This is a genomic window from Streptomyces sp. NPDC086077 (genome assembly GCF_040686175.1).
Lineage (GTDB): Bacteria > Actinomycetota > Actinomycetes > Streptomycetales > Streptomycetaceae > Streptomyces.
Genome location: NZ_JBFBJT010000007.1, coordinates 1 through 18637 on the forward strand (window position 1 = coordinate 1; position 18637 = coordinate 18637).

The 18637-nt window shown below is 72.5% G+C and carries 15 protein-coding genes, 1 other RNA gene and 4 pseudogenes; 9 read left to right on the plus strand and 11 right to left on the minus strand.

Annotated elements, in window-relative coordinates:
* Positions 1–120 precede the first annotated feature (120 nt).
* Together AB0O67_RS03455 and AB0O67_RS03460 are read right to left on the minus strand one after the other, a co-directional pair.
* Positions 121–4464 carry a LamG-like jellyroll fold domain-containing protein gene (locus AB0O67_RS03455; protein WP_365445379.1) on the minus strand — a complete coding sequence of 1448 codons (4344 nt, stop codon included), beginning with the start codon at positions 4462–4464 and terminating at the stop codon, positions 121–123.
* A gap of 160 nt (positions 4465–4624) precedes the next feature.
* Positions 4625–4809: pseudogene (locus tag AB0O67_RS03460) on the minus strand (hypothetical protein); the annotation flags it as partial.
* 197 nt (positions 4810–5006) lie between these two features.
* On the opposite strand from AB0O67_RS03460, the pseudogene AB0O67_RS03465 reads away from it, so the two are divergent.
* Positions 5007–5129: pseudogene (locus AB0O67_RS03465) on the plus strand (IS3 family transposase); the annotation flags it as partial.
* Positions 5130–5183: 54 nt separating this feature from the next.
* Positions 5184–5378, plus strand: coding sequence for a restriction endonuclease (locus tag AB0O67_RS03470; RefSeq protein ID WP_365445382.1), 195 nt, complete (start codon positions 5184–5186; stop codon positions 5376–5378).
* A gap of 586 nt (positions 5379–5964) precedes the next feature.
* Here the strand turns inward: AB0O67_RS03470 and AB0O67_RS03475 are convergent.
* The 3 genes and pseudogenes from AB0O67_RS03475 to AB0O67_RS03485 all read right to left on the minus strand — a co-directional run.
* Positions 5965–6134 (minus strand): annotated as a pseudogene (locus AB0O67_RS03475) (integrase); the annotation flags it as partial.
* Between the two features lie 175 nt (positions 6135–6309).
* Positions 6310–6711: RNase P RNA component class A (rnpB, locus tag AB0O67_RS03480), an RNA gene on the minus strand.
* Positions 6712–6744: 33 nt separating this feature from the next.
* Positions 6745–7308 carry a Uma2 family endonuclease gene (locus tag AB0O67_RS03485; protein WP_365445385.1) on the minus strand — a complete coding sequence of 188 codons (564 nt, stop codon included), beginning with the start codon at positions 7306–7308 and terminating at the stop codon, positions 6745–6747.
* Between the two features lie 133 nt (positions 7309–7441).
* On the opposite strand from AB0O67_RS03485, the gene AB0O67_RS03490 reads away from it, so the two are divergent.
* The 4 genes from AB0O67_RS03490 to eda all read left to right on the plus strand — a co-directional run bounded on the left by AB0O67_RS03490 (position 7442) and on the right by eda (position 10318).
* Positions 7442–8191 carry a MerR family transcriptional regulator gene (locus AB0O67_RS03490; protein ID WP_365445388.1) on the plus strand — a complete coding sequence of 250 codons (750 nt, stop codon included), beginning with the start codon at positions 7442–7444 and terminating at the stop codon, positions 8189–8191.
* Positions 8188–8808 carry a hypothetical protein gene (locus AB0O67_RS03495; protein WP_365445391.1) on the plus strand — a complete coding sequence of 207 codons (621 nt, stop codon included), beginning with the start codon at positions 8188–8190 and terminating at the stop codon, positions 8806–8808. Before AB0O67_RS03490 ends, AB0O67_RS03495 begins: the two co-directional genes overlap by 4 nt.
* A gap of 13 nt (positions 8809–8821) precedes the next feature.
* Entirely contained in the window at positions 8822–9604 is a 783-nt protein-coding gene (gene yaaA, locus AB0O67_RS03500; protein WP_365445394.1) for a peroxide stress protein YaaA, read from the plus strand.
* A 78-nt stretch (positions 9605–9682) separates the two neighbouring features.
* Positions 9683–10318: a bifunctional 4-hydroxy-2-oxoglutarate aldolase/2-dehydro-3-deoxy-phosphogluconate aldolase gene (eda, locus tag AB0O67_RS03505; protein ID WP_365445397.1), complete on the plus strand. Its 636-nt coding sequence runs from the start codon at positions 9683–9685 to the stop codon at positions 10316–10318.
* On the opposite strand, the gene AB0O67_RS03510 is transcribed toward eda, so the two are convergent.
* The 3 genes from AB0O67_RS03510 to AB0O67_RS03520 are packed head-to-tail and all read right to left on the minus strand — an operon-like array spanning position 10293 to position 13174.
* Positions 10293–11558, minus strand: coding sequence for a bifunctional RNase H/acid phosphatase (locus AB0O67_RS03510; RefSeq protein WP_365445400.1), 1266 nt, complete (start codon positions 11556–11558; stop codon positions 10293–10295). The genes eda and AB0O67_RS03510 overlap by 26 nt on opposite strands.
* Positions 11559–11570: 12 nt before the next feature.
* Positions 11571–12314: a C4-type zinc ribbon domain-containing protein gene (locus AB0O67_RS03515; protein ID WP_365445665.1), complete on the minus strand. Its 744-nt coding sequence runs from the start codon at positions 12312–12314 to the stop codon at positions 11571–11573.
* Positions 12311–13174 carry a Nif3-like dinuclear metal center hexameric protein gene (locus AB0O67_RS03520; protein ID WP_365445403.1) on the minus strand — a complete coding sequence of 288 codons (864 nt, stop codon included), beginning with the start codon at positions 13172–13174 and terminating at the stop codon, positions 12311–12313. The genes AB0O67_RS03515 and AB0O67_RS03520 overlap by 4 nt, the downstream gene beginning before the upstream one ends.
* Positions 13175–13360: 186 nt before the next feature.
* Here AB0O67_RS03520 and AB0O67_RS03525 point away from each other — a divergent pair, with 186 nt between their 5' ends.
* Both AB0O67_RS03525 and AB0O67_RS03530 read left to right on the plus strand, forming a co-directional pair.
* Positions 13361–14599, plus strand: coding sequence for a hypothetical protein (locus AB0O67_RS03525; protein ID WP_365445406.1), 1239 nt, complete (start codon positions 13361–13363; stop codon positions 14597–14599).
* Positions 14600–14705: 106 nt separating this feature from the next.
* Entirely contained in the window at positions 14706–14861 is a 156-nt protein-coding gene (locus AB0O67_RS03530; RefSeq protein ID WP_365445409.1) for a hypothetical protein, read from the plus strand.
* Between the two features lie 89 nt (positions 14862–14950).
* Here the strand turns inward: AB0O67_RS03530 and AB0O67_RS03535 are convergent, their stop codons facing one another.
* From AB0O67_RS03535 to AB0O67_RS03545, 3 genes are all read right to left on the minus strand, one after another.
* Positions 14951–15883: a 3-oxoacyl-ACP reductase gene (locus tag AB0O67_RS03535; RefSeq protein WP_365445412.1), complete on the minus strand. Its 933-nt coding sequence runs from the start codon at positions 15881–15883 to the stop codon at positions 14951–14953.
* A 61-nt stretch (positions 15884–15944) separates the two neighbouring features.
* On the minus strand, positions 15945–17021 hold the full coding sequence (locus AB0O67_RS03540) for a Zn-dependent alcohol dehydrogenase (RefSeq protein ID WP_365445415.1): 1077 nt from the start codon (positions 17019–17021) through the stop codon (positions 15945–15947).
* 24 nt (positions 17022–17045) lie between these two features.
* Positions 17046–17903 carry a MaoC/PaaZ C-terminal domain-containing protein gene (locus tag AB0O67_RS03545; RefSeq protein ID WP_365445418.1) on the minus strand — a complete coding sequence of 286 codons (858 nt, stop codon included), beginning with the start codon at positions 17901–17903 and terminating at the stop codon, positions 17046–17048.
* A gap of 245 nt (positions 17904–18148) precedes the next feature.
* On the opposite strand from AB0O67_RS03545, the pseudogene AB0O67_RS03550 reads away from it, so the two are divergent.
* Positions 18149–18571, plus strand: a pseudogene (locus AB0O67_RS03550) (response regulator); the annotation flags it as partial.
* Between the last annotated feature and the right edge of the window lie 66 nt (positions 18572–18637).

Sequence of the window (18637 nt, forward strand, 5' to 3'; positions counted from 1 at the left end):
ACGGGTGGGAGGCCAACCACGCGGTCCTGGCGCATCTGGCCGAGCACCGGGTCAGCTGGACACCGTGAACGGGCTCAGGGGCCCCCTTGCGCGGGGGCGGGGCCTGGGGGAAGGGAGCGGTCAGCCGTTGCCCGGGACGGTCGTGGCCGTGCCCGGCTGACCGGTCGCCAGGTGCTGGATCTGCGTGTCGTCCAGGGTGCCCTGGAAGGTCCACACGTCCGAGACGGCTCCGGGGAAGTGGGCGCCGCCCCGGTCGCGGCCGAGCTGGAGCGACTGCACGGCCTTGAAGGTGACGACGTTCTCGGAGTACGAGACCCGGTTGGCGCAGCCGGCCACGTCGGGAGCGCCGTCCTCGTCGGCGTCCTGGCAGGCGACCTCCTCCAGCTCGCCGTTGACGTAGAGCCTCAGCTCCCGGGCGAAGCCGTCGTAGACCAGTGCCAGGTGCGTCCAGTCCTCCGGGCCGTAGAACCGCCCGTTCTCCACCTGCGCGGACTCGGCGGTGGCGGTGTCCGCGCTGCTGGTGCCGATGCGCCAACGTCCGCCGTCGCTGTCCGGGGTGTCGGAGGGCACGTACCGCAGGGAGAAGGCGTCCTTCACGGCGCCGGGCGCGCTGAGCAGCGCGGCCTCACGGGTGGGTACGCCCGCCGTGTGGGCGAACGCGCTGACCGTGAAGCTGGCGCCGGTGTCGACGGGCACCACACCGGTCGCGGTGGCGGCGTAGTCGTCGACGCCGTCGAGCGTGAGGCCGCCGTCGACCCAGGGCTCGCCGAGCGCGGCGCCCTTGTTGAGGGTCAGGCCCGCGCCGGCGGGTCCGGCGTCCGGCGTGACCGGCGGCGTGGCCGTGGACGCGGTCTCGAACTTCCAGCGGCTCTTGACCACCGGGTGCTGCCGAAACAACTGGCGCACCTCGTCGTCGGAGACGGCCCGGTCGTAGAGGCGTACGTCGTCCATGGCGCCCTTGAGGGGGCTGATCAGCTTGCCCCCGTGGTAGGTGCCGCCGAGCGAGACCTCGCCAACGGCCAGCCAGGGCGTGGTGAAGGCCTCGGTGGCCGCGAGGGTGCCGTTGACGTAGAGCCGGATCTGCGCGGCGTCGAGGTCGTAGACGCCGACAACGTGGTTCCACTCGCCGTGCCGGGCGGCGGCGCAGGAGGTGTTGGCCGGGCACGCGGTCTGGGTGGCGCGGACCACCGTGGACTCGGTCTCGTTGCTCTGCTCCCGCATGAACACCCAGCCGCCCAGCGCCGTCGAGTGGTACAGCTCGAAGCCCGGGTTGACGGTGCTCGACTGGGCGATCGCGGACATCGCCCGCGCCTCCTTGTCCTTGGGCAGCTTCACCCAGGCGGAGACCGCGAAGCTCTGGTAGGTGTCCATGATCGGCCGGCCGGTGGTCGCGTAGTCGTCGACCCCGTCGAACTCCAGGGCCTTGCCGTCGACCCCGGTGGCGCCACTGACGGTGCCGCCCTTAAGCTCGGCGGGCGCCTCCTGGGCGCGGCCGGTCAGCGCGACGGCCTCGGTGGTCTCGTCCAGCGGGAACACCAGCTTGGCGGGCCGCGCCGAGGTGACCGGGCGGCGTTCGAAGAGCTGGGTGACCTGCCCGTCGTTGACCTGGTAGTCGAAGAACTGCACCTCGTCCACGGAGCCCTTGAAGAAGTTGGACACGGTCCCGTAGTGCGAGGCGGCGCCGATCAGGGTGCGGCCGCGGGCGTCCCACGCGGTGGTGGTGGCCGGGGTGGTGGCGACGAGCGCGCCGTCCACGTACAGCTTCATGGTCTGGGCGGGGACGTTGTACGCGGCGACGAGGTGGGTCCACCGGTTGACACGGTCGGCCTGGCAGGCGGTGTCACCGCCGGCGCAGGCGGGCTGACCGGCCCGCAGCGTGGTGGTGCCGGCCCCGTCCACGGTGTGCTTGAGGAACTGCCAGCCGCCGAGCGCCACCGAGTAGTACACCTCGTAGCCGCTGGTGCTGGAGCCCGCCTGGGCGACGGCGACCGGTGCGCCGGACGGTTCGGCGGGCAGCTTCGCCCACAGCGACACCGAGAAGCTCTTGGCAGTGTTGAGGACCGGGGAGTCGCTGGCCGCGTAGTCGTCGGTGCCGTCCAGCTCCAGGCCGTTGCCCGTCACGCCCGCGGTGCCGGGCCGCAGGCCGCCGTACAGCGCGGCGGGCCAGGCGCCGCCGGAGCCCGTGACGCGGGTCGCGCCGGCGTTCTCGTCGAGCGGCCAGGACAGCCGGTCGGGCTGGCCGGAACGGACCCGGAAGTAGTAGGTGCGGGTCTCGGAGCCGTTGCCCGCGGCGTCGAAGGCCTTGGCTGTGATGAAGTTGACGCCGGGCTTGGTCGGCATGAACTTCATCGTCTTGGCGCCGCCGCCCGAAGTGGTCAGCGAGCGGGCGCTGGTGGGCGAGCCGTTGACGCCGAACCAGTACTTGGTGACGTCCGTGGAGGAGGAGTCGATGGTGAAGCTGCCGTACCGGCCCACACCGTCCCACCAGGGGTCCTCCGGGTCGGCGTCGTCGGAGCGCGGGTACTGCGTCGAGCTGATCGAGGGACCGGCGGGTACGGAGGTGTCGTAGACGAAGTAGCAGCCGTGCGCCTTGTCCGCACTCCACGGCGACCACTGGCCGCCGTCCCAGGCCCGCGCCTCCCAGGAGACCGTCTTGTTCTGCGGGACGGACGTGGGCAGCTGGACGGAGAAGTCCGAACCGGAGGCCTTGGCGGTGCTCTTCGCCGAGATCCAGCGCTGTTTGAAGCCGTCACCGCTGTCCCACAGCGCACGGAACTGCACCTGGACACGGTCGCCGTCCGGGTCGGTCACGTCGCTGGCCCGCACGGTCGCCCGGGAGCGCACCCGCACCGCGCCGGAGCTGGTCGCGCAAGGGCCGCCCGGGTCCATCGTGAGCTTGGCGGTGCTGATCCTCGGCGGCGGGCGATTGTACTGGACCCGCAGGTAGGCGTCGTCGGAGAAGCGCTTCCAGGTGTAGCGGTCGTCCTCGCTGGTGGCGCGCAGGCCGAAGGTGAGGGACGACCACTTGCCGGCCGCCGCCTGGGCCACGGCGCCCTTCACGTCGAACTCGGCGTCCGCCGCGGCGCAGCCGTCGTAGCCGTGGGCGAAGCTGCGGGTCTGCAGGTGGTCGACCCAGAAGCCGGAGGCGTTCTGGCTGTTCCAGGTGGTGCCGGAGTTGATGCCCTTGGTGCGCCAGAGCTGCACCTCGCGGGCCTGGCAGGAGGCGGCGTGCGTCTCGCGGACGACGAACTCGGCGGACAGGATGCTGCGGCCCGCGAACTTGGTCGTCGGGATCTGGTAGAAGAGCCGCTTCGTGTCGTAAGGCTGGCAGTAGTTCCAGCCGCAGTAGCCGAGGCCCGCGTCCGGGTCGCCGTTGAACTTCCACTGCGGCGAGGAGGCCCAGTACTTGGAGGCCATCGTCCAGGCGGTGCCGCGCGGTGAGTACCACTGGGGGTCGATGAAGACCGGGTACACGGTCTCGGAACCGGCGAGCAGGTCCTGGTCCGGGGTGAGCACCAGCTCGTCACCGCCGGACGACACCTCGACGCCGACCGGGGCCAGCCGGCCCGACTCGGCGGCCGTGGGCTCCGCCTCCGCGGTGCCGGCGTCGGTGTCGGCGGCCTCGGCGGTTCCGGCGGTCACGGCCGCCGCAGGGTCCGCGGCCGACGCGGGGTCCGCGGCCGACGCGGGGTCCGCGGAACCGGCGTCCTGCGGCGCGTCCGGTTCGGCGCCGGTGCTGGAGTCCCACATCATCGGGCGCGGCGCCTCGAACACGACGCCGCCCGCGCCCTCGTCGACCGCTTCGAGGCCGCCGTCCGCGGTCTCCCGCGTCTGGAGCCCGTCCGCCCCGAGCCGCAGCCGAAGCCGGTCGAGTTCCTCGCTGCGCGCCGCCTCGGCCGTCTTGACGACCAGAAGCTGGGTGAAGCCCTCGGGCCGCGCGGCGAGGCGCAGGTCGACGTCGGGGAGGATGTCGGGGTAGGTCGCCGTGTCACCGTCCAGGACCGGTGCGGGTACGTCACCGGGCCACGTCAGCTCCAGCGTCCGGCCGCCCCGCTCCAGGCGCACCAGCGACCCGTCGCCGCCGCCCGAGAACGCCAGCCCGACCGTGGCCGCGGCGGGCGCGACCATGCCCTGGTCCGGGCCGGCGCCGAGCGGGGCGAGCCGGGTGTCGACCGCCCGCCACTCGCCGTTGATCCGGGTGCGCACCGGCCGCAGGTGCTCACGGGCCTCCAGGGTGCCCTCCGGGGTGGCGTACACCTCGGAGGACTCGCCGCGCAGGGCGAGCACCTCGACGTCGCGGCCCGTGCGCCGGGCCTCGGCGAGCGCCTCCGCCTCCGTCGCGGCACCGGCGCTCTGCCCCGCCCCGGCGGAGGCCTGCCGCGCCGTCGGGCTCGCCGCACCGGCGGGGAGCGCTCCCAGCGGCAGCAGGCCGACCGTCACTCCGACCGCCACACCGATCGCCACCGCCCCGACCGATCTTCCTGAACTCCCGTGCGTGCGCGCACGACGAAACATCCCGGCCCCCGTCCAGCCATCCCCGAGTGTGATCTTGCTGTGACCCCGTCAAGTTAGGAGTTAGTGGGGCTGGAACCGTGAATTCCTGTTGGCGGAACGGTGAAGTCGATCAAGACGGACATGAAGGAAGGGAAAAGGAGGGGTGAATAGGGCCAGGTCGGGCGCCATCCACCATTCCGAACCGCCACCGGTGCACCGCGCGGGTCGCAACTCGCCCTCGGGCTCCGGCAGTTCGGGCAAATCGGCGTCGTACTCCGCGCCCCACCGCGCGATGACCAGGATGCGGTCCTGGGGGCGCGCACGACCTCGCGGCGCAGCAGCCGGGCGGGCAACGCTACGAGTCCCTGCGTGGCTGGTACCGCCGGGCGAAGGCGGACCGGGGCGGGGGCGGGTCCGGCGAGCTGACCAGCGCCGAGCGCGAGGAGCTCAAGCGGCTGCGCAAGGAGGTCCGCGAAGAGATCGGCACCCGCACCTGGTCCGACCGGGCCACCGCCCGCGCCGAGGTTTTCAACTTCATCGAGACCTTCTACAACCGCCGCCGCCTGCGCAAGACCGTCGGCTACCTCACCCCGGCCGAGACCAGACAGCGGCATCAGCACGCCCTCGCGGCATAACGCTCACGTGTCCGAGATCACGGGGAAACTTCACTGCAGAGGTTTGCCGGAACCGTGTTCAACATCCACCATGCCGACGTGGCGGTGCTGGTGACCACCGGAACCGTCACCACCCCCGCGGCTCGCCTGGCCAAGGCTGCGGGCATCGAGATCGTGCACGCCGACCGGCTCGACCGGTGGGCCGACGGAAGAGATCAGCCGCCCTGGCATCACAGCCGCACCCCGTTGCCGCCCGAAGGCGGACCCTGACCGGACCGCACAACCTGGTCGGAGCCCCGTCGGCTCCAACAACGCGGCGGAGGCCGGCGTGCCGCTCCCGGTACGGGGGCACGCCCGGCCTGCGCCGTGTGGTTACGCGTCTCCGGTGGGCCCTGCGAGGGGACTGCTGCAGGGGTCGGTGACACCTGACCCGGCTTGCTGAGAGGCAGCCTGGAAGGATGTTGCAGTGCCCAAGCCGTATCCGAAGGAGTTCCGCGAGGACGTCGTGTGGGAATCCCTGGGATCGTGCCACCTGACGCCCGACGCGTCGCAGCAACTCAAGACCCAGATCACCAAGCTGGCCGTACCGTGCCAGCTCCTCGTGCGCCCCGCCCGCCATCGACCACCTCGGCCTCACCCTGCGAACTGCGCCGTCCGCACTGGCCTCTTCCCATACACCTCCCAATGCCCGGACGGGGATCCGCCGTGCCGGTTGGGTCAGCACGAGGATGCTCGCCCGGCTGCGAACGGCGATGCGTGAGAACACTCCGGGCACGGACGAGCGGCAGGCTCGACTCGCCGTCCGGCCGATGGGCCATGCAGCGACTTCGCTCTCCCCGCGTCCGCCATCCGGGACGATACCCAGCAGGCGGTGGAGGTCCGCTGTGACCACACATACGCGTTGCCGAGCTTGAGGAGCATGACCGGGTAATCGCCCCGCTTCACCAGCGCGTAATCCGTGCTGCGGCCGATCGTCAGCGCCTTGTCCCCTGTGTCGAGGTCGACGGCGACAGGCCGAGCAAGCAGCCCCGCGGGTCATCCCCCTGCCTCTCCATCCCAGGGACTTTTCAGGGACTTTCATCCCTGTCTGAGGGACTACCGAGAGAGTTTCCGCCGCGTAACGCGGCAAGCCCCCGAAAGACCGGAAAGGGCCTCCGTCGCAGATCAGAGGCCCTTTCCGAGGCAAAACCGCAGGCAGCGGCAGACGAGTCGGGCTGTACGCCGGGTTCTGTTCCCCGGTTCCCTCGCGGAGGCCGGGGCGACGGCCATCCATCTAGGACCGGCGTTGCCGCCGGCCTCGTGCGGTCTACCCGCGGACTCGGGCGGGCAGCCCTCGAACGTCCGCGCAGGGACACCGGGGTGTCCCCTTTTGACCTTGCTCCGGGTGGGGTTTACCTAGCTGCCCAGGTCGCCCTGGGCACTGGTGGTCTCTTACACCACCGTTTCACCCTTACCGAGGACCGAGGTCCCCGGCGGTCTGCTTTCTGTGGCACTGTCCCGCGGGTCACCCCGGGTGGCCGTTAGCCACCACCCTGCCCTGTGGAGCCCGGACGTTCCTCGGGGAGATCCACTAGAACCTCCACGCGGCCGCCCGCCCGGCTCGTCTGCCGTGTCGACCATGGTACCGGGCGAGAGGTCAGAGGAAGTCCACGGTCTCCAGCTCGAAGGCGAAGGGTGCGGGGAGGGTGAGCGGTTTGCCGAGGGGGCGGGTGAGGTGCTCGCGGTAGTCGCCCCGCTCCGGCGTACTGAACAGGGTGATCGCTGAGTCGCCGCGGTCGACCAGGAGGTGGAGGGGGATGCTGCCGCGGGCGTAGCAGCGGCGCTTGGTCTCGCGGTCGGCCCTGGGCTTGGTGGACGTGACCTCCAGGACCATGGCGACGCCGTCGCAGGGCATCCAGGGGTCGGCACCGCGGAAGAGGCGGCTTGCTCTGGGTGCGAAGGTGCCGTCAGGGATCACGCGGTTTCTCGGATCCCCGTCTCCGTTCAGGACCAAGCCCTTCGTCCCGGCAAACTGCATCCTGGTTCGGGAGTGCACGAGCACCTGCTCCACGATCAGCCCGATGCAGTGCTCATGGTGCCCGTCGGGCACAGGTGTGACGACCAGCTCGCCCTCGATCAGTTCCGCCCTGAGCCCCTCCGGGGTCTCCAGGTCCACGAACCAGTCCAGCAGGATCTCCTGCGTGATCGGATCCATTGCCACGGTGACGACGTCCTCCTCCTTCGGTCGTCCGCCAGCGTGGGGCAGCGGCTGATCACCGCACCGGGGATGCCGGACCGTTCCCTCGATCGGGTTCGCTTGACCTTGCCGCAACGTCAACGTCTCTACTGAACCCATGCGGATCGGAGAACTCGCCGCTGCTGTCGGCGTCACCACGCGGACCGTGCGGCATTACCACCATCTGGGGTTGTTGCCCGAGCCCGAGCGGCTGGCCAACGGGTATCGGGACTACACACTGCGGCACGCCGTCGTGCTGGCGCGGATCCGGCGGCTGACGGAGTTGGGGCTGGGGCTGGCCGAGGTGCGGGACGTGCTCGCGGACGACGCGGGGCGGGACCTGACCGAGGTGCTGGAGGAGCTGGACGCGGATCTGGCGCGGCAGGAGGCGGCGCTCCGGGAGCGTCGGGGGCGGCTGCGGGCGCTGCTGGACGTGGCGGAGCTGCCCGCCGAAGGGCCGGTCTCGCCCGAGTTGGCGGAGCTGTTCGCGGGCCTGGCGCCCGCCGCCGACTCCCCGATGGCCGCCAAGGACCGCGAGATCTTCGCGCTGCTGGAGACCGCCGCGGGCCCGGAGGAGCGGGAGCGGTTGCTGGCCGCCGTCGGTGGTGCGCTGAGCGAGCCGGATGCCGTCGCGCGGGCGCACGAGGCGTACGCCATGCTCGACGCGCTCGCCGAAGCCGGGACGGATGATCCGCGGGTGGAGGCCGCGGCCCGCGCGCTCGCGGGACTGATGCCGCCCGAGCTGGCCGCCGCGGAACCCGTCGACCAGGAGCACGGCTTCCTGCGCGCCATGTACGCCGACCTGGCCCCGGCGCAGGCGGAGGCGATCCGCCGGGCGCTGCGGCTCGCCTCCGGGGGGACACGATGAGGACCACGGCGAGAACGGCGTACCGGCTCGTGTGGCATGAGGTGCAGCTCTACGTGTGCCTGGCGTTGTGGGTGGCCCGGCGGCGGCAGGGCATCGGCGGCGGGCGTGCCTTCGGGTACGCGAGCGGGCAGAGCGCGCTGCTGATGGGGTTCACGTTCGTGTGCGTGGTCGAGACGGTCGTGATGTCCGTGCTGCTGTCCCGGTGGCCGGCCGTGCACCATGTGGTGCTGGTCCTGGACGTGTACACCGTGCTCTTCGTCATCGGTCTGCACGCCGCGTCCGTCGTGCGGCCGCACGTCCTGGAGCCGGGGGCACTGCGGGTCCGCAAGGCCGCCCACCTCGACCTGCGGGTACCGCTGGAGCGGATCGCGGCCGTCCGGCGTGAGCTGCGTCTGACGCACGAGAAGGCCGACGGCGTGCTCGACGTCGAGATCGGCGGGCAGACGACGGTCACGCTGGAGCTCACCGAGCCCGTCACGTACGTGACGTTCCTCGGTCGGCGGCGGGAGGTGAGCCTGGTGCGCGTGTACACGGACGAGGCCGACGCCCTGATCGGGGCGGTCACCCGGGCGCTCAGCGGTGAGGACAGCAGGCCGTACCCTGGCGCGGAGGTCTAGAGAAGGAGAATCCGTGCTGGTCCTGCTGCCGCCCTCGGAGGGGAAGGCGTCCTCCGGCCGGGGCGCACCGCTCAAGCTGGAGTCGCTGGCGCTGCCCGAGCTGAACGCCGCCCGGGAGGCCGTCCTCGACGAACTGGTCGAGCTGTGCGCCGGCGACGAGGACAAGGCGCGCGAGGTGCTGGGGCTGAGCGAGGGACTGCGCGGCGAGGTCGCCAGGAACACCGGACTGCGCACCGACGGGGCACGGCCCGCCGGGGAGATCTACACGGGTGTGCTGTACGACGCTTTGGGCCTGGCCTCGCTGGACCCGGCCGCCAAGCGGCGTGCCGCACGGTCCCTGCTGGTGTTCTCGGGGTTGTGGGGCGCGGTCCGGGTGACGGACCGGATCCCCTCGTACCGGTGCTCGATGGGCGTGAGGCTGCCCGGACTGGGCGCGCTGGGCACGCATTGGCGTACGGCGATGGCCGCCGCGTTGCCCGAGGCGGCGGGGAGCGGGCTGGTGCTGGACCTGCGGTCGTCGGCGTACGCGGCGGCGTGGAAGCCGAAGGGCGAGGTCGCGGGGCGGACGGCGACGGTACGGGTGCTGCACGCGCCGACGCGCAAGGTGGTCAGCCACTTCAACAAGGCGACCAAGGGCCGGATCGTGCGCAGCCTGCTCACGGCGGGGACGGCGCCGAAGGGGCCGGCGGAGCTGGTGGAGGTGCTGCGCGACCTCGGGTACGTGGTGGAGGCCGAGGCGCCCGCGGGGGCCGGGCGGCCGTGGTCGCTGGACGTGCTGGTCGACGAGATCCACTGAGGCCTCCGCGTACCGATCACGTTGCAACATACGCAACGCGCTTTGCGCATGCTGCACCACCCGGGCACGATGTGGCCCATGACCGACTCCGTGCTCGATCTCGCTCCCGTCGTCCCCGTGGTCGTCCTGCCGGACGCCGCCGACGCCGTACCGCTCGCGCGGGCGCTCGTCGCCGGGGGGCTGCCGGCGATCGAGGTGACCCTGCGGACGCCGGACGCGCTCGATGCGATCCGGGCGATCAGCGGGGCGGTGCCGGACGCGGTGGTCGGGGCCGGGACGGTGATCACGCCGGGTCAGGTCGAGGACGCCGTGGCCGCCGGGGCGCGTTTTCTGGTGAGCCCGGGCTGGACGGACGTACTGCTGGAGGCGATGCGGCGGTCCGGGGTGCCGTGTCTGCCGGGGGTGTCGACGACGTCCGAGGTGGTGGCGTTGCTGGAGCGCGGGATACGGGAGATGAAGTTCTTCCCCGCGGCCGCCGCGGGGGGTACGGCGTATCTGAGGTCGCTCGCCGGGCCGTTGCCGCAGGCGCGGTTCTGCCCGACGGGCGGGATCGGGCTCGCGTCGGCGCCGGAGTATCTGGCGCTGCCCAACGTCGGCTGTGTGGGCGGGAGTTGGATGGTCCCGGCGGACGCGGTGGCGGCGCGGGACTGGGCCCGGATCGAGGAGCTGGCCCGGGAGGCCGCCGCGCTCAGCGCAGGTGAGACGTGTCGTTGAGGAGACGGACGCTGGCGTTGCCGTCGGCGTAGTACGCCACGACCGACAGGGACGCCGCCGAGAGTTCCATGCGGAACAGGGACTCGGGCGGGGCGCCCAGCGCGAGGCGTACGAGGGTCTTGACCGGGGTGACGTGCGTGACGAGCAGGACCGTGCGGCCGGCGTGGGCCGCGATCAGCTTGTCGCGGGTCGCGGCGATCCGGGTGGCGGTCGCCGCGAAGCTCTCGCCGCCGCCGGTGGGTTCGGCGTCCGGCGAGGCCAGCCAGGCGCTCAGGTCGTCGGGGTGACGCTGGTGCACCTCGGCGAAGGTGAGGCCCTCCCAGGCGCCGAAGTCGGTCTCGCGCAGCCCGTCGTCGATGCCGACCTCCAGGCCGAGGCGGGCGGCGACGATACCGGCGGTCTCACGGGTCCGCGCGAGCGGTGACGCCACGACGGCCTGGATCGTCCCGCGCCGCGCCAGCGCGAGGGCCACCCGCTCGGCCTGCTCCCGGCCGATGCCGGAGAGCGAGGGGTCGCTGCCGCCGCTGCCCGAGAAGCGCTTCTCCGGCGTGAGGGGTGTCTCGCCGTGCCGCAGCAACACGAAGGTCGCGGGCGCACCCATGTCGGGAGCACCCCAACCGGCCTGGGGCGTGGCCACGTTGCGCGCGGCGTTCACATCGACACCGGCCGGGACAGAGGAGGAAACGGAAGAAGCAACGGACCCCGCCGCCGGCGAGGCGCCACGGCTCGCCAGGGCCGCCCGTGCCCTCGCCGCGCCCGCCGCCGCGTCCCCGGGCGGCCCCTCGGGCTCGGGGACGGCCACTGCCGCCGGGGAAGGCGTCCAGGCCTCCCCACGCGCGCCCGCGTCCATCGCCTCGTTGGCCAGGCGGTCCGCCTGCTTGTTCCGCTCGCGCGGGATCCACTCGTACGTCACCCGGCCGGGCGGGAAGATCCGTCCCGCCTCCATGGCCAGCGGCTTCATGTCGGGGTGCTTGATCTTCCAGCGGCCGGACATCTGTTCCACGACCAGCTTGGAGTCCATCCGGACGTGTACGGTCGCGGTGGGGTCGAGGGCGTGGGCCGCGCGCAGGCCGGCCAGGAGTCCCCGGTACTCGGCGACGTTGTTCGTGACGACGTCCAGGTACTCCGCCGTCTCCGCCAGCGTCTCGCCCGTCGTCGCGTCGATCACCACGGCGCCGTAGCCCGCGGGCCCCGGGTTGCCCCGGGAACCGCCGTCCGCCTCGACGATGAACTCCCGCAACGCGACGGCCCCTTACAGCCCCGACTCGGACGTGCGCACCAGGATGCGACGGCAGTTCTCGCACCGCACCACCGTGTCCGGCGCCGCCTTGCGGATCTCGCTGATCTCGGTGATGGCCAGCTCCTGGCGGCAGCCCTGGCAGGTCCGCTGGTAGAGCTTGGCCGCGCCGATGCCGCCCTGCTGCGCGCGCAGCTTGTCGTAGAGCCCGAGCAGGTCCGCCGGGACCGAGCCGGAGACGACCTCGCGCTCCTTCGTCGCCGACGCCACCTCGCCGTCGATCTCCTCGAACGCGGCGTCCCGGCGCGCGGTCGCGTCGTCGATCTTCGCCTGGACGGAGCCGACCCGCTCGGTCAGTTCGGCGACCCGCTCCTGCGCGGACTCCCGGCGCTCCATCACCTCCAGCACGACGTCCTCCAGGTCGCCCTGCCGCTTGGCGAGGGAGGCGATCTCGCGCTGGAGGTTCTCCAGGTCCTTCGGGGAGGTCACCGAGCCGGAGTCGAGGCGCTGCTGGTCGCGGACGGCGCGCTGGCGCACCTGGTCGACGTCCTGCTCGGCCTTGGTCTGCTCGCGGCCGCAGTCGCTCTCCTCGGTCTGCGCGGCCACGAGCAGGTCGCGCAGCTGGACGAGGTCCTTGGACAGCGAGTCGATCTCGGCGTGCTCGGGCAGCGACTTCCGGCGGTGCGCGAGCTGCTGGAGGCGGACGTCGAGGTCCTGGACGTCGAGGAGTCGGATCTGGTCGGCGGGCGCGGCGTTCAGTTGGGGGCTCCAGGAGTTTGCGTCGGGTTGGACGCCGCGTGGGCGGTCCAGGGGTCGGTGACCGTCTTCGAGACGTGGACCCGCAGGTCCCAGCCATGGCGGTCGGAGATCTCGTCGAGCTGGGCGGCCGCCAGCTCGCACCAGGGCCACTCGGTGGCCCAGTGCGCCGCGTCGAGCAGCGCGAGGGGACTGTGGGCGCTGTCCGCGAGGAACTCGGAGGCCGGGTGGTGGCGCAGGTCCGCGGTGAGGAAGGCGTCGGCCCCGGCGGCCCGTACGGCGTCGAAGAGGCTGTCGCCGGAGCCGCCGCTGACGGCGACCGTGCGGATCAGGGCCTCGGGGTCGCCGGCCACGCGGACGCCCTGCGCGGTGGCGGGCAGCCGCTCGGCGGCGAGGGCCGCGAACGCGCGGAGGGTCAGCGGGTGGTCCAGTTCACAGACCCGGCCGAGACCACGGCGCCCCTCGGGGTCGCTGGCGTCGGGCACCAGGGGCCGCACGACCCGCAGGTCCAGCGCGCCGGCCAGCGCGTCGCTGACTCCGGGGTCGGCGCTGTCGGCGTTGGTGTGGGCGACGTGCAGCGCGATGTCGTTCTTGATGAGGGTGTGCACGACGCGGCCCTTGAAGTGGCTCGCCGCCACCGTCGTCGTACCGCGCAGGTAGAGCGGGTGGTGGGTGACCAGCAGGTCGGCGCCCAGCTTCACCGCCTCGTCGACCGTCTCCCGCACCGGGTCCACGGCGAACAGCACCCGGGTGACGTCCTGGCCGGGATCGCCCACGACCGTACCGACCGCGTCCCAGGACTCGGCCCGCTCTGCGGGCCACAGGTTCTCCAGCGCGGCGATGACTTCAGACAGACGGGGCACGGAACACAGGCTACCTGGCCGTTCTGCGCCGTTGAACCTGTGGCGCCGCCCCCGCCCCGCTCAGCACACCCGTCCCCGTTTCCTCAGTCGAACCGCCAGATGGCCACCCTTACGTGTGAAGCGGCCGTCGGCCGGTTCCCCGCCTGTGCGTACGAAACTAGCTTCGTCGCTGGAGGTGACCGAACGATGACTGCCTGTGTTGTCGAGGCCACGGCGGGGAGCGAGGACACTCCCTCCCCGCCCCCGGGCTGCGTGATCACGGTGGACGGCACGTATGCCGCACGCCTCGCCGCGAGCGGCGACTCCTGGTTCCCGGAGCGCTGGACGCTGGACGGTCCCGAACCCTATGCCGTGCCGCTGCCCGGCAACCAGCCGGAGGAGCCCGGCACCGAGGTGCAGCCGATGAGCGACGGCCGGGTGCTCATCCGCCGCCTCGCCGCCGGCCGGCACGCCTTCTCGCTGCTCTACCCGACCGGCCCCGGCACCGGCGAGCTCCCGCTCGGCGCCGTCGAGTGCCCCGGCCCCGACACCCGGCTGCGGCTGCTGCCGCCCGCGCCGGGCGGCGACACGGCCTACGCCCTCGCCGTCGGCCCGCACTCCAGCACCGTGTGGCTGGTCGCGGGCGGCGCGTTCGGGCCGGAGCACGTAGCCCGGGTCCCCGGGCGCTGCTCGGGCGGGGTGTGGCTGGACGGAGCCGGGCGGATGCTGGCCCTGGACCGGGAGTCCGGCGGCCGGACCAAGACGGTCGTGGTGGACCTCGGGCGCGGCGGCGAGGTGTCGCCGCTGCTCCAGATCGCCGCCGACAGCGACGACCGGCTGCTGCTCGCCGACCCCGACAGCGGACTGCTCCTCATCCGTTCCGACGCGCCCTGCCCCGGCGAGGGCGGCCGGCTGGGCTGGGGAGTGCTGGGCAGCACGCTGCCGGTGCGGTTCCCGGACTGTCTGCGGTCGGCCGCGGAGTGCGCGGTGACGCCGTTCGCGATCCAGCCGGGGCAGGTGCTGACGCCGGAGAGCTGCGGTGTGGCGCTGCGCATCGACGGCCCGGACGGCAGCTGGGTGGGCGTGTGGCGGCCGGCCGAACGTCAGGTACGCCATCTTCCGGCGCCGCAGGGGTGGTTGGCCGGCGCCGGCCTGTGGACCAGGGACGGCGTGCTGCGGCTGCCGTACGCGGGCGAGGGCGCGGCGTGCGGGGTGGCCGAGTGGGCGGTGCCCCGGGAGGGCCCGCCCGCGGGCGACGGCGGCGCACAGGCGGGGGACACGGGGTACACGGGGGTCACAAGCCCGGAGGATTCGGTTCCGGACGGCGCGGCTTCAGCGGCTCGGTCCGTCGCGGAGCCGTCGGAACCGGGTCCTCCGGAGCCTGCCGCGCCACGTCCGGTGCCTTTGCAGCAGGCGCCGTTGGGCGGTCGTATGGCAAGTAGGTAACGAAGTAGTGCCGGTTGGCGTGTGCGCCTGGATCGGTCCCGAGGTGCCCTGGTTAAACTCGCCCGGCTGTGAGCAAAAGATCATGTTGACGGGGTGAATTCTTCCGATGAGAGACGCCAGCACGTCCCAGCCGCTGCCCGACGCCCAGGACTCCACCGGCCAAGGCCGGCACCGGGGTCCGGTCTCGACGCACGACACCGAGTCGGCTCCTCGCGGCCGGCACCGCAAGCCGGTGGAGCAGCAGACCGAGTCGGCGGCCTGACGGAACGTCAATCAGCTGGATGCGAGGCCCCGCTCACCGTCGGGTGAGCGGGGCCTCGCCGTCTGCTGTCGTACCTTTCCTCGGCTCGGCTACCCGCGCCGGAGCCCCAGCACCTCCACCGCGGCGAAGGTCTCCCCCCGTTCCCGCTCGGCGAAGTGCGCGGTCAGCAGCGTGTCCAGTTCGTCGTACGTGAACGCGTCCTGCTTGCTGTCGAACTTCGCCCGCACCCGCGGCCGTTCGACGACGGCCACCATGCCGCCGTGCACGACGAGCAGCTGTCCGTTGATCCGCCCGGCGGCCGGTGCCGCCAGATAGCCGACGAGCGGCGCGACATGCTCGGGGGCGAGCGGGTCGAGGCCGGGGGCGGGTACGTCGGTGAACACGTCCTCGGTCATGCGGGTCCGGGCGCGCGGGCAGATGGCGTTGACCGTGACGCCGTACTTCGCGAGGGCGTGCGCGGTGGACGTGGTCAACCCCACGATGCCGCCCTTTGCCGCCGCGTAGTTGGGCTGTCCGGCCGAGCCCGCGAGGAAGGCCTCCGAGGAGGTGTTCACGATCCGCCCGTACACGGTCCCGCCCGCCGTCTTGGCCCGCTCCCGCCAGTGCGCGGCGGCGAAGCGGGTGGTGTTGAAGTGACCCTTCAGGTGGACCCGTATCACCGAGTCCCACTCGTCCTCCGCCATGGAGAAGACCATGCGGTCGCGCAGGATGCCCGCGTTGTTGACCAGGATGTCGAGCTTGCCGAACTCCTCGACGGCCAATTGGACGAGCGTGGCGGCTTGTTGGTGGTCGGCCACGTCCCCGGTGTGGGTGACCGCCGTGCCGCCCGCCGCGCGGATCTCGGCGACCGTCTCCTCGGCGGGGCCTGCCGAGGCCCGTCCCGTTCCGTCCCGGCCGGGCTGCCCGTGGTCGTTGACCACGACGGCCGCGCCGAGCCGGGCCAGCTCCAGCGCCTCGGCCCGGCCGAGTCCGCGCCCGGCGCCGGTCACGATCGCGGACAGCCCCTCAAGTGGCAGTGACATAGGACCCCTTCGGTGACATGCGAGCCCCTTCGCCGACGTACGTGTCCTGCGGCTCGGGCGGTCAGATCTCGATGCAGGTGCGCAGGGAGGTGCCCGTGCGCATCTGGTCCAGGGCCTCGTTGATCTCGGCGAGCTGCACCCGGTGGGTGATCAGGCCGGCGAGGTCGATCCGGCCCGCGCGCCAGAGGGCGATCGTCCGCTCGTACGAACGCAGCACGTCGCCGCCCCCGTACATCGACGGGAGGATCCGCTTCTCGTCGAAGAACAGCTCGAACATGTTGAGCTGGAGGAAGTCGTCCATGGCGCCCGCGCCGACCACGACCAGCGTGCCGCCGCGCCGGGTGGTCTCGTACGCCGTGCGGGCGGTGGCCGACCTGCCGACCACCTCGAAGACGTAGTCGAAGCCCTCGCCGGCCGTGACCTGCTGCTTGGCGTCGGCCAGCTCGTCCGGCGCCACGGCGCGGGTGGCCCCGAACCGCAGCGCGGCCTCCCGGCGGCCGGCGACCGGGTCGACGGCGACGATCTCGGTGGCGCCCTTCAGCCGCGCGCCCTGGATCGCGGAGATGCCCACGCCCCCGCAGCCGATGACGGCGACGGACGCGCCCGCCTCCACGTCGGCCGTGTTGAGGGCGGCGCCGAGCCCGGTGGTGACCCCGCAGCCGATGAGGGCGGCGATGTCGTAGGGCACGTCGTCCGGGATGGGCACCGCGCAGCGGGCGTCGACGACGACCTCCTCGGCGAAGGTGCCGGTCCCGGCGAAGCCGAAGAGGTCTCCCCCGGGGCGCCGGTAGTTGGGGGTGCCCGCGTTCATGAAGCCGGCCAGGCACAGATGGGTCTGGCCGCGTGTGCAGGCGGGGCAGGCGCCGCAGGCGGGCAGCCAGCAGACGACGACCCGGTCGCCGGGCCTCAGGCCGGTGACCCCTTCACCGACCTCGGTGATCTCGCCCGCGCCCTCGTGTCCCGGTACGAACGGTGCCGGCTGCGGCAGCACCCCGTTCATCGCGGACAGGTCCGAGTGGCACAGCCCCGTGGCGCGCACCCGGATCCTCACCTTGCCCGGTCCAAAGCCCACCGCCTCGACGTCGTCGAGTATCTCCAGCTTCTCCTGGCCGATCTCGTGCAGTACGGCTGCGCGCATGGTGCGGCTCCCCTCGAGAGGCTTTCACGTGTGCTGGACGACGGTGTCGGCCAGGACCGGCGCGTCGTCCCGTTCGACCGAGCTCACGGCGACCCGTACGTCGCCCTCCCGCCGCCACATGCGGATGCGCAGGGTCTCGCCCGGATAGACCACGCCCGCGAACCGTGTGGCGTACGAGCGCACCCTGGTCACGTCTCCGCCCAGCAGCGTGTCCACGACCGCCTTGAGCGCCATGCCGTAGGTGCACAGGCCGTGCAGGATGGGCCGCTCGAAACCGGCGACCTTGGCGAACTCCGGGTCGGCGTGCAGCGGGTTCCAGTCCCCGGAGAGGCGGTAGAGCAGGGCCTGGTCCTCGCGGACGGTCCGCTCCACGGTCCGCTCGGGCGGTCCCGCGGGTGGGCCGAGGCGCACGGAGGGCCCGCGGTCGCCGCCGAATCCGCCTTCCCCCCGCAGAAAGATCTGGGCGTCGTTGGTCCACAGCGGGCCCTCGGCGTCGGCGACCTCGGTGCGCAGGACGAGGACGGCGGCCTTGCCCTTGTCGTACACGCCGGCGATGCGCGAGGTGGCGGTCGCGGTGCCCGTCGCCGGGATCGGCCGATGCACCCGGAGCGTCTGGCCGCCGTGCAGGACGCGGGCCAGGTCGACCTCCACACCGGGCATGGACAGCCCGCTGATCACGCCGGGCGCGCCCGAGCCGGCGACGGTGGCGAAGCTCGGCAGGACGTGCAGGCGGGATTCCAGGGTGTAGCGCAGTTCGTCGGGGTCGGTGGCGGGGAGGCCGGCGCCGATGCCGAGGTGGTAGAGCAGGACGTCCTTGGCGGTCCAAGCGATCTCGCCGGTCCGGGGCTCGGCGGCGAGCGCCTTGGCTGCGTCGATGGGCATGGGGCTCCTGAATGCTCGCGGGGCTGGGAACCTCGGTGCGACCGTCCGCACCGTCGGCCGCACCGAGGTCGTCACGAGGCCGTGAAACCCGCCCGTTCTAGAACGCGTTCCAGTACGGCGAACCTCTGTATAGCCGAGCCCGTCGGAGTTGGGAAGGCTCCTGACGGCATGTCAGGTGAGCTTTGTTCATGTCTTCGCGCAGGCGGCGGCCACACCCTTGCGCCTACGCTGAGTCCGTGAACGAGATGCCCCGTGACCACCGGCCCGCCAAGTCCGTCAGGGTGCTGCTCGCCGGGGACGAGGCGATGAGCGGCGGGGGTCTCGCCGCGCTCCTCGGCCTGGTGAACGACATCCAGGTGGTCGCCCAGGTGCCGACCGGGGCCGCCCTGATGGACGCGGCCCTGGTGCACCGCCCCGATGTCGCCCTGCTCGACGTGGAACTGCCCGGCATCAGCGGCCCGGACGCCGCCACCGCCCTGCGCCGGCAGGTGCCGGACTGCCGCGTACTCCTCCTCACCACCTACGCCCGCCCCGGCCTGCTGGAACGCACCCTGGCATCGGGAGCCGCCGGCCTCCTGGTCAAGGACGGCCCCCTGGAGGACCTGGTCACGGCGATCCGCCGCGCCCTCACCGGCGAGACGGTGATCGACCCGACCCTGGCCGGCGCGAACACCCCGACGGAACCGAGCCCGCCCGTCACCTGAGGGCCCGTGGCGGCACCGACGCCGCCTGCT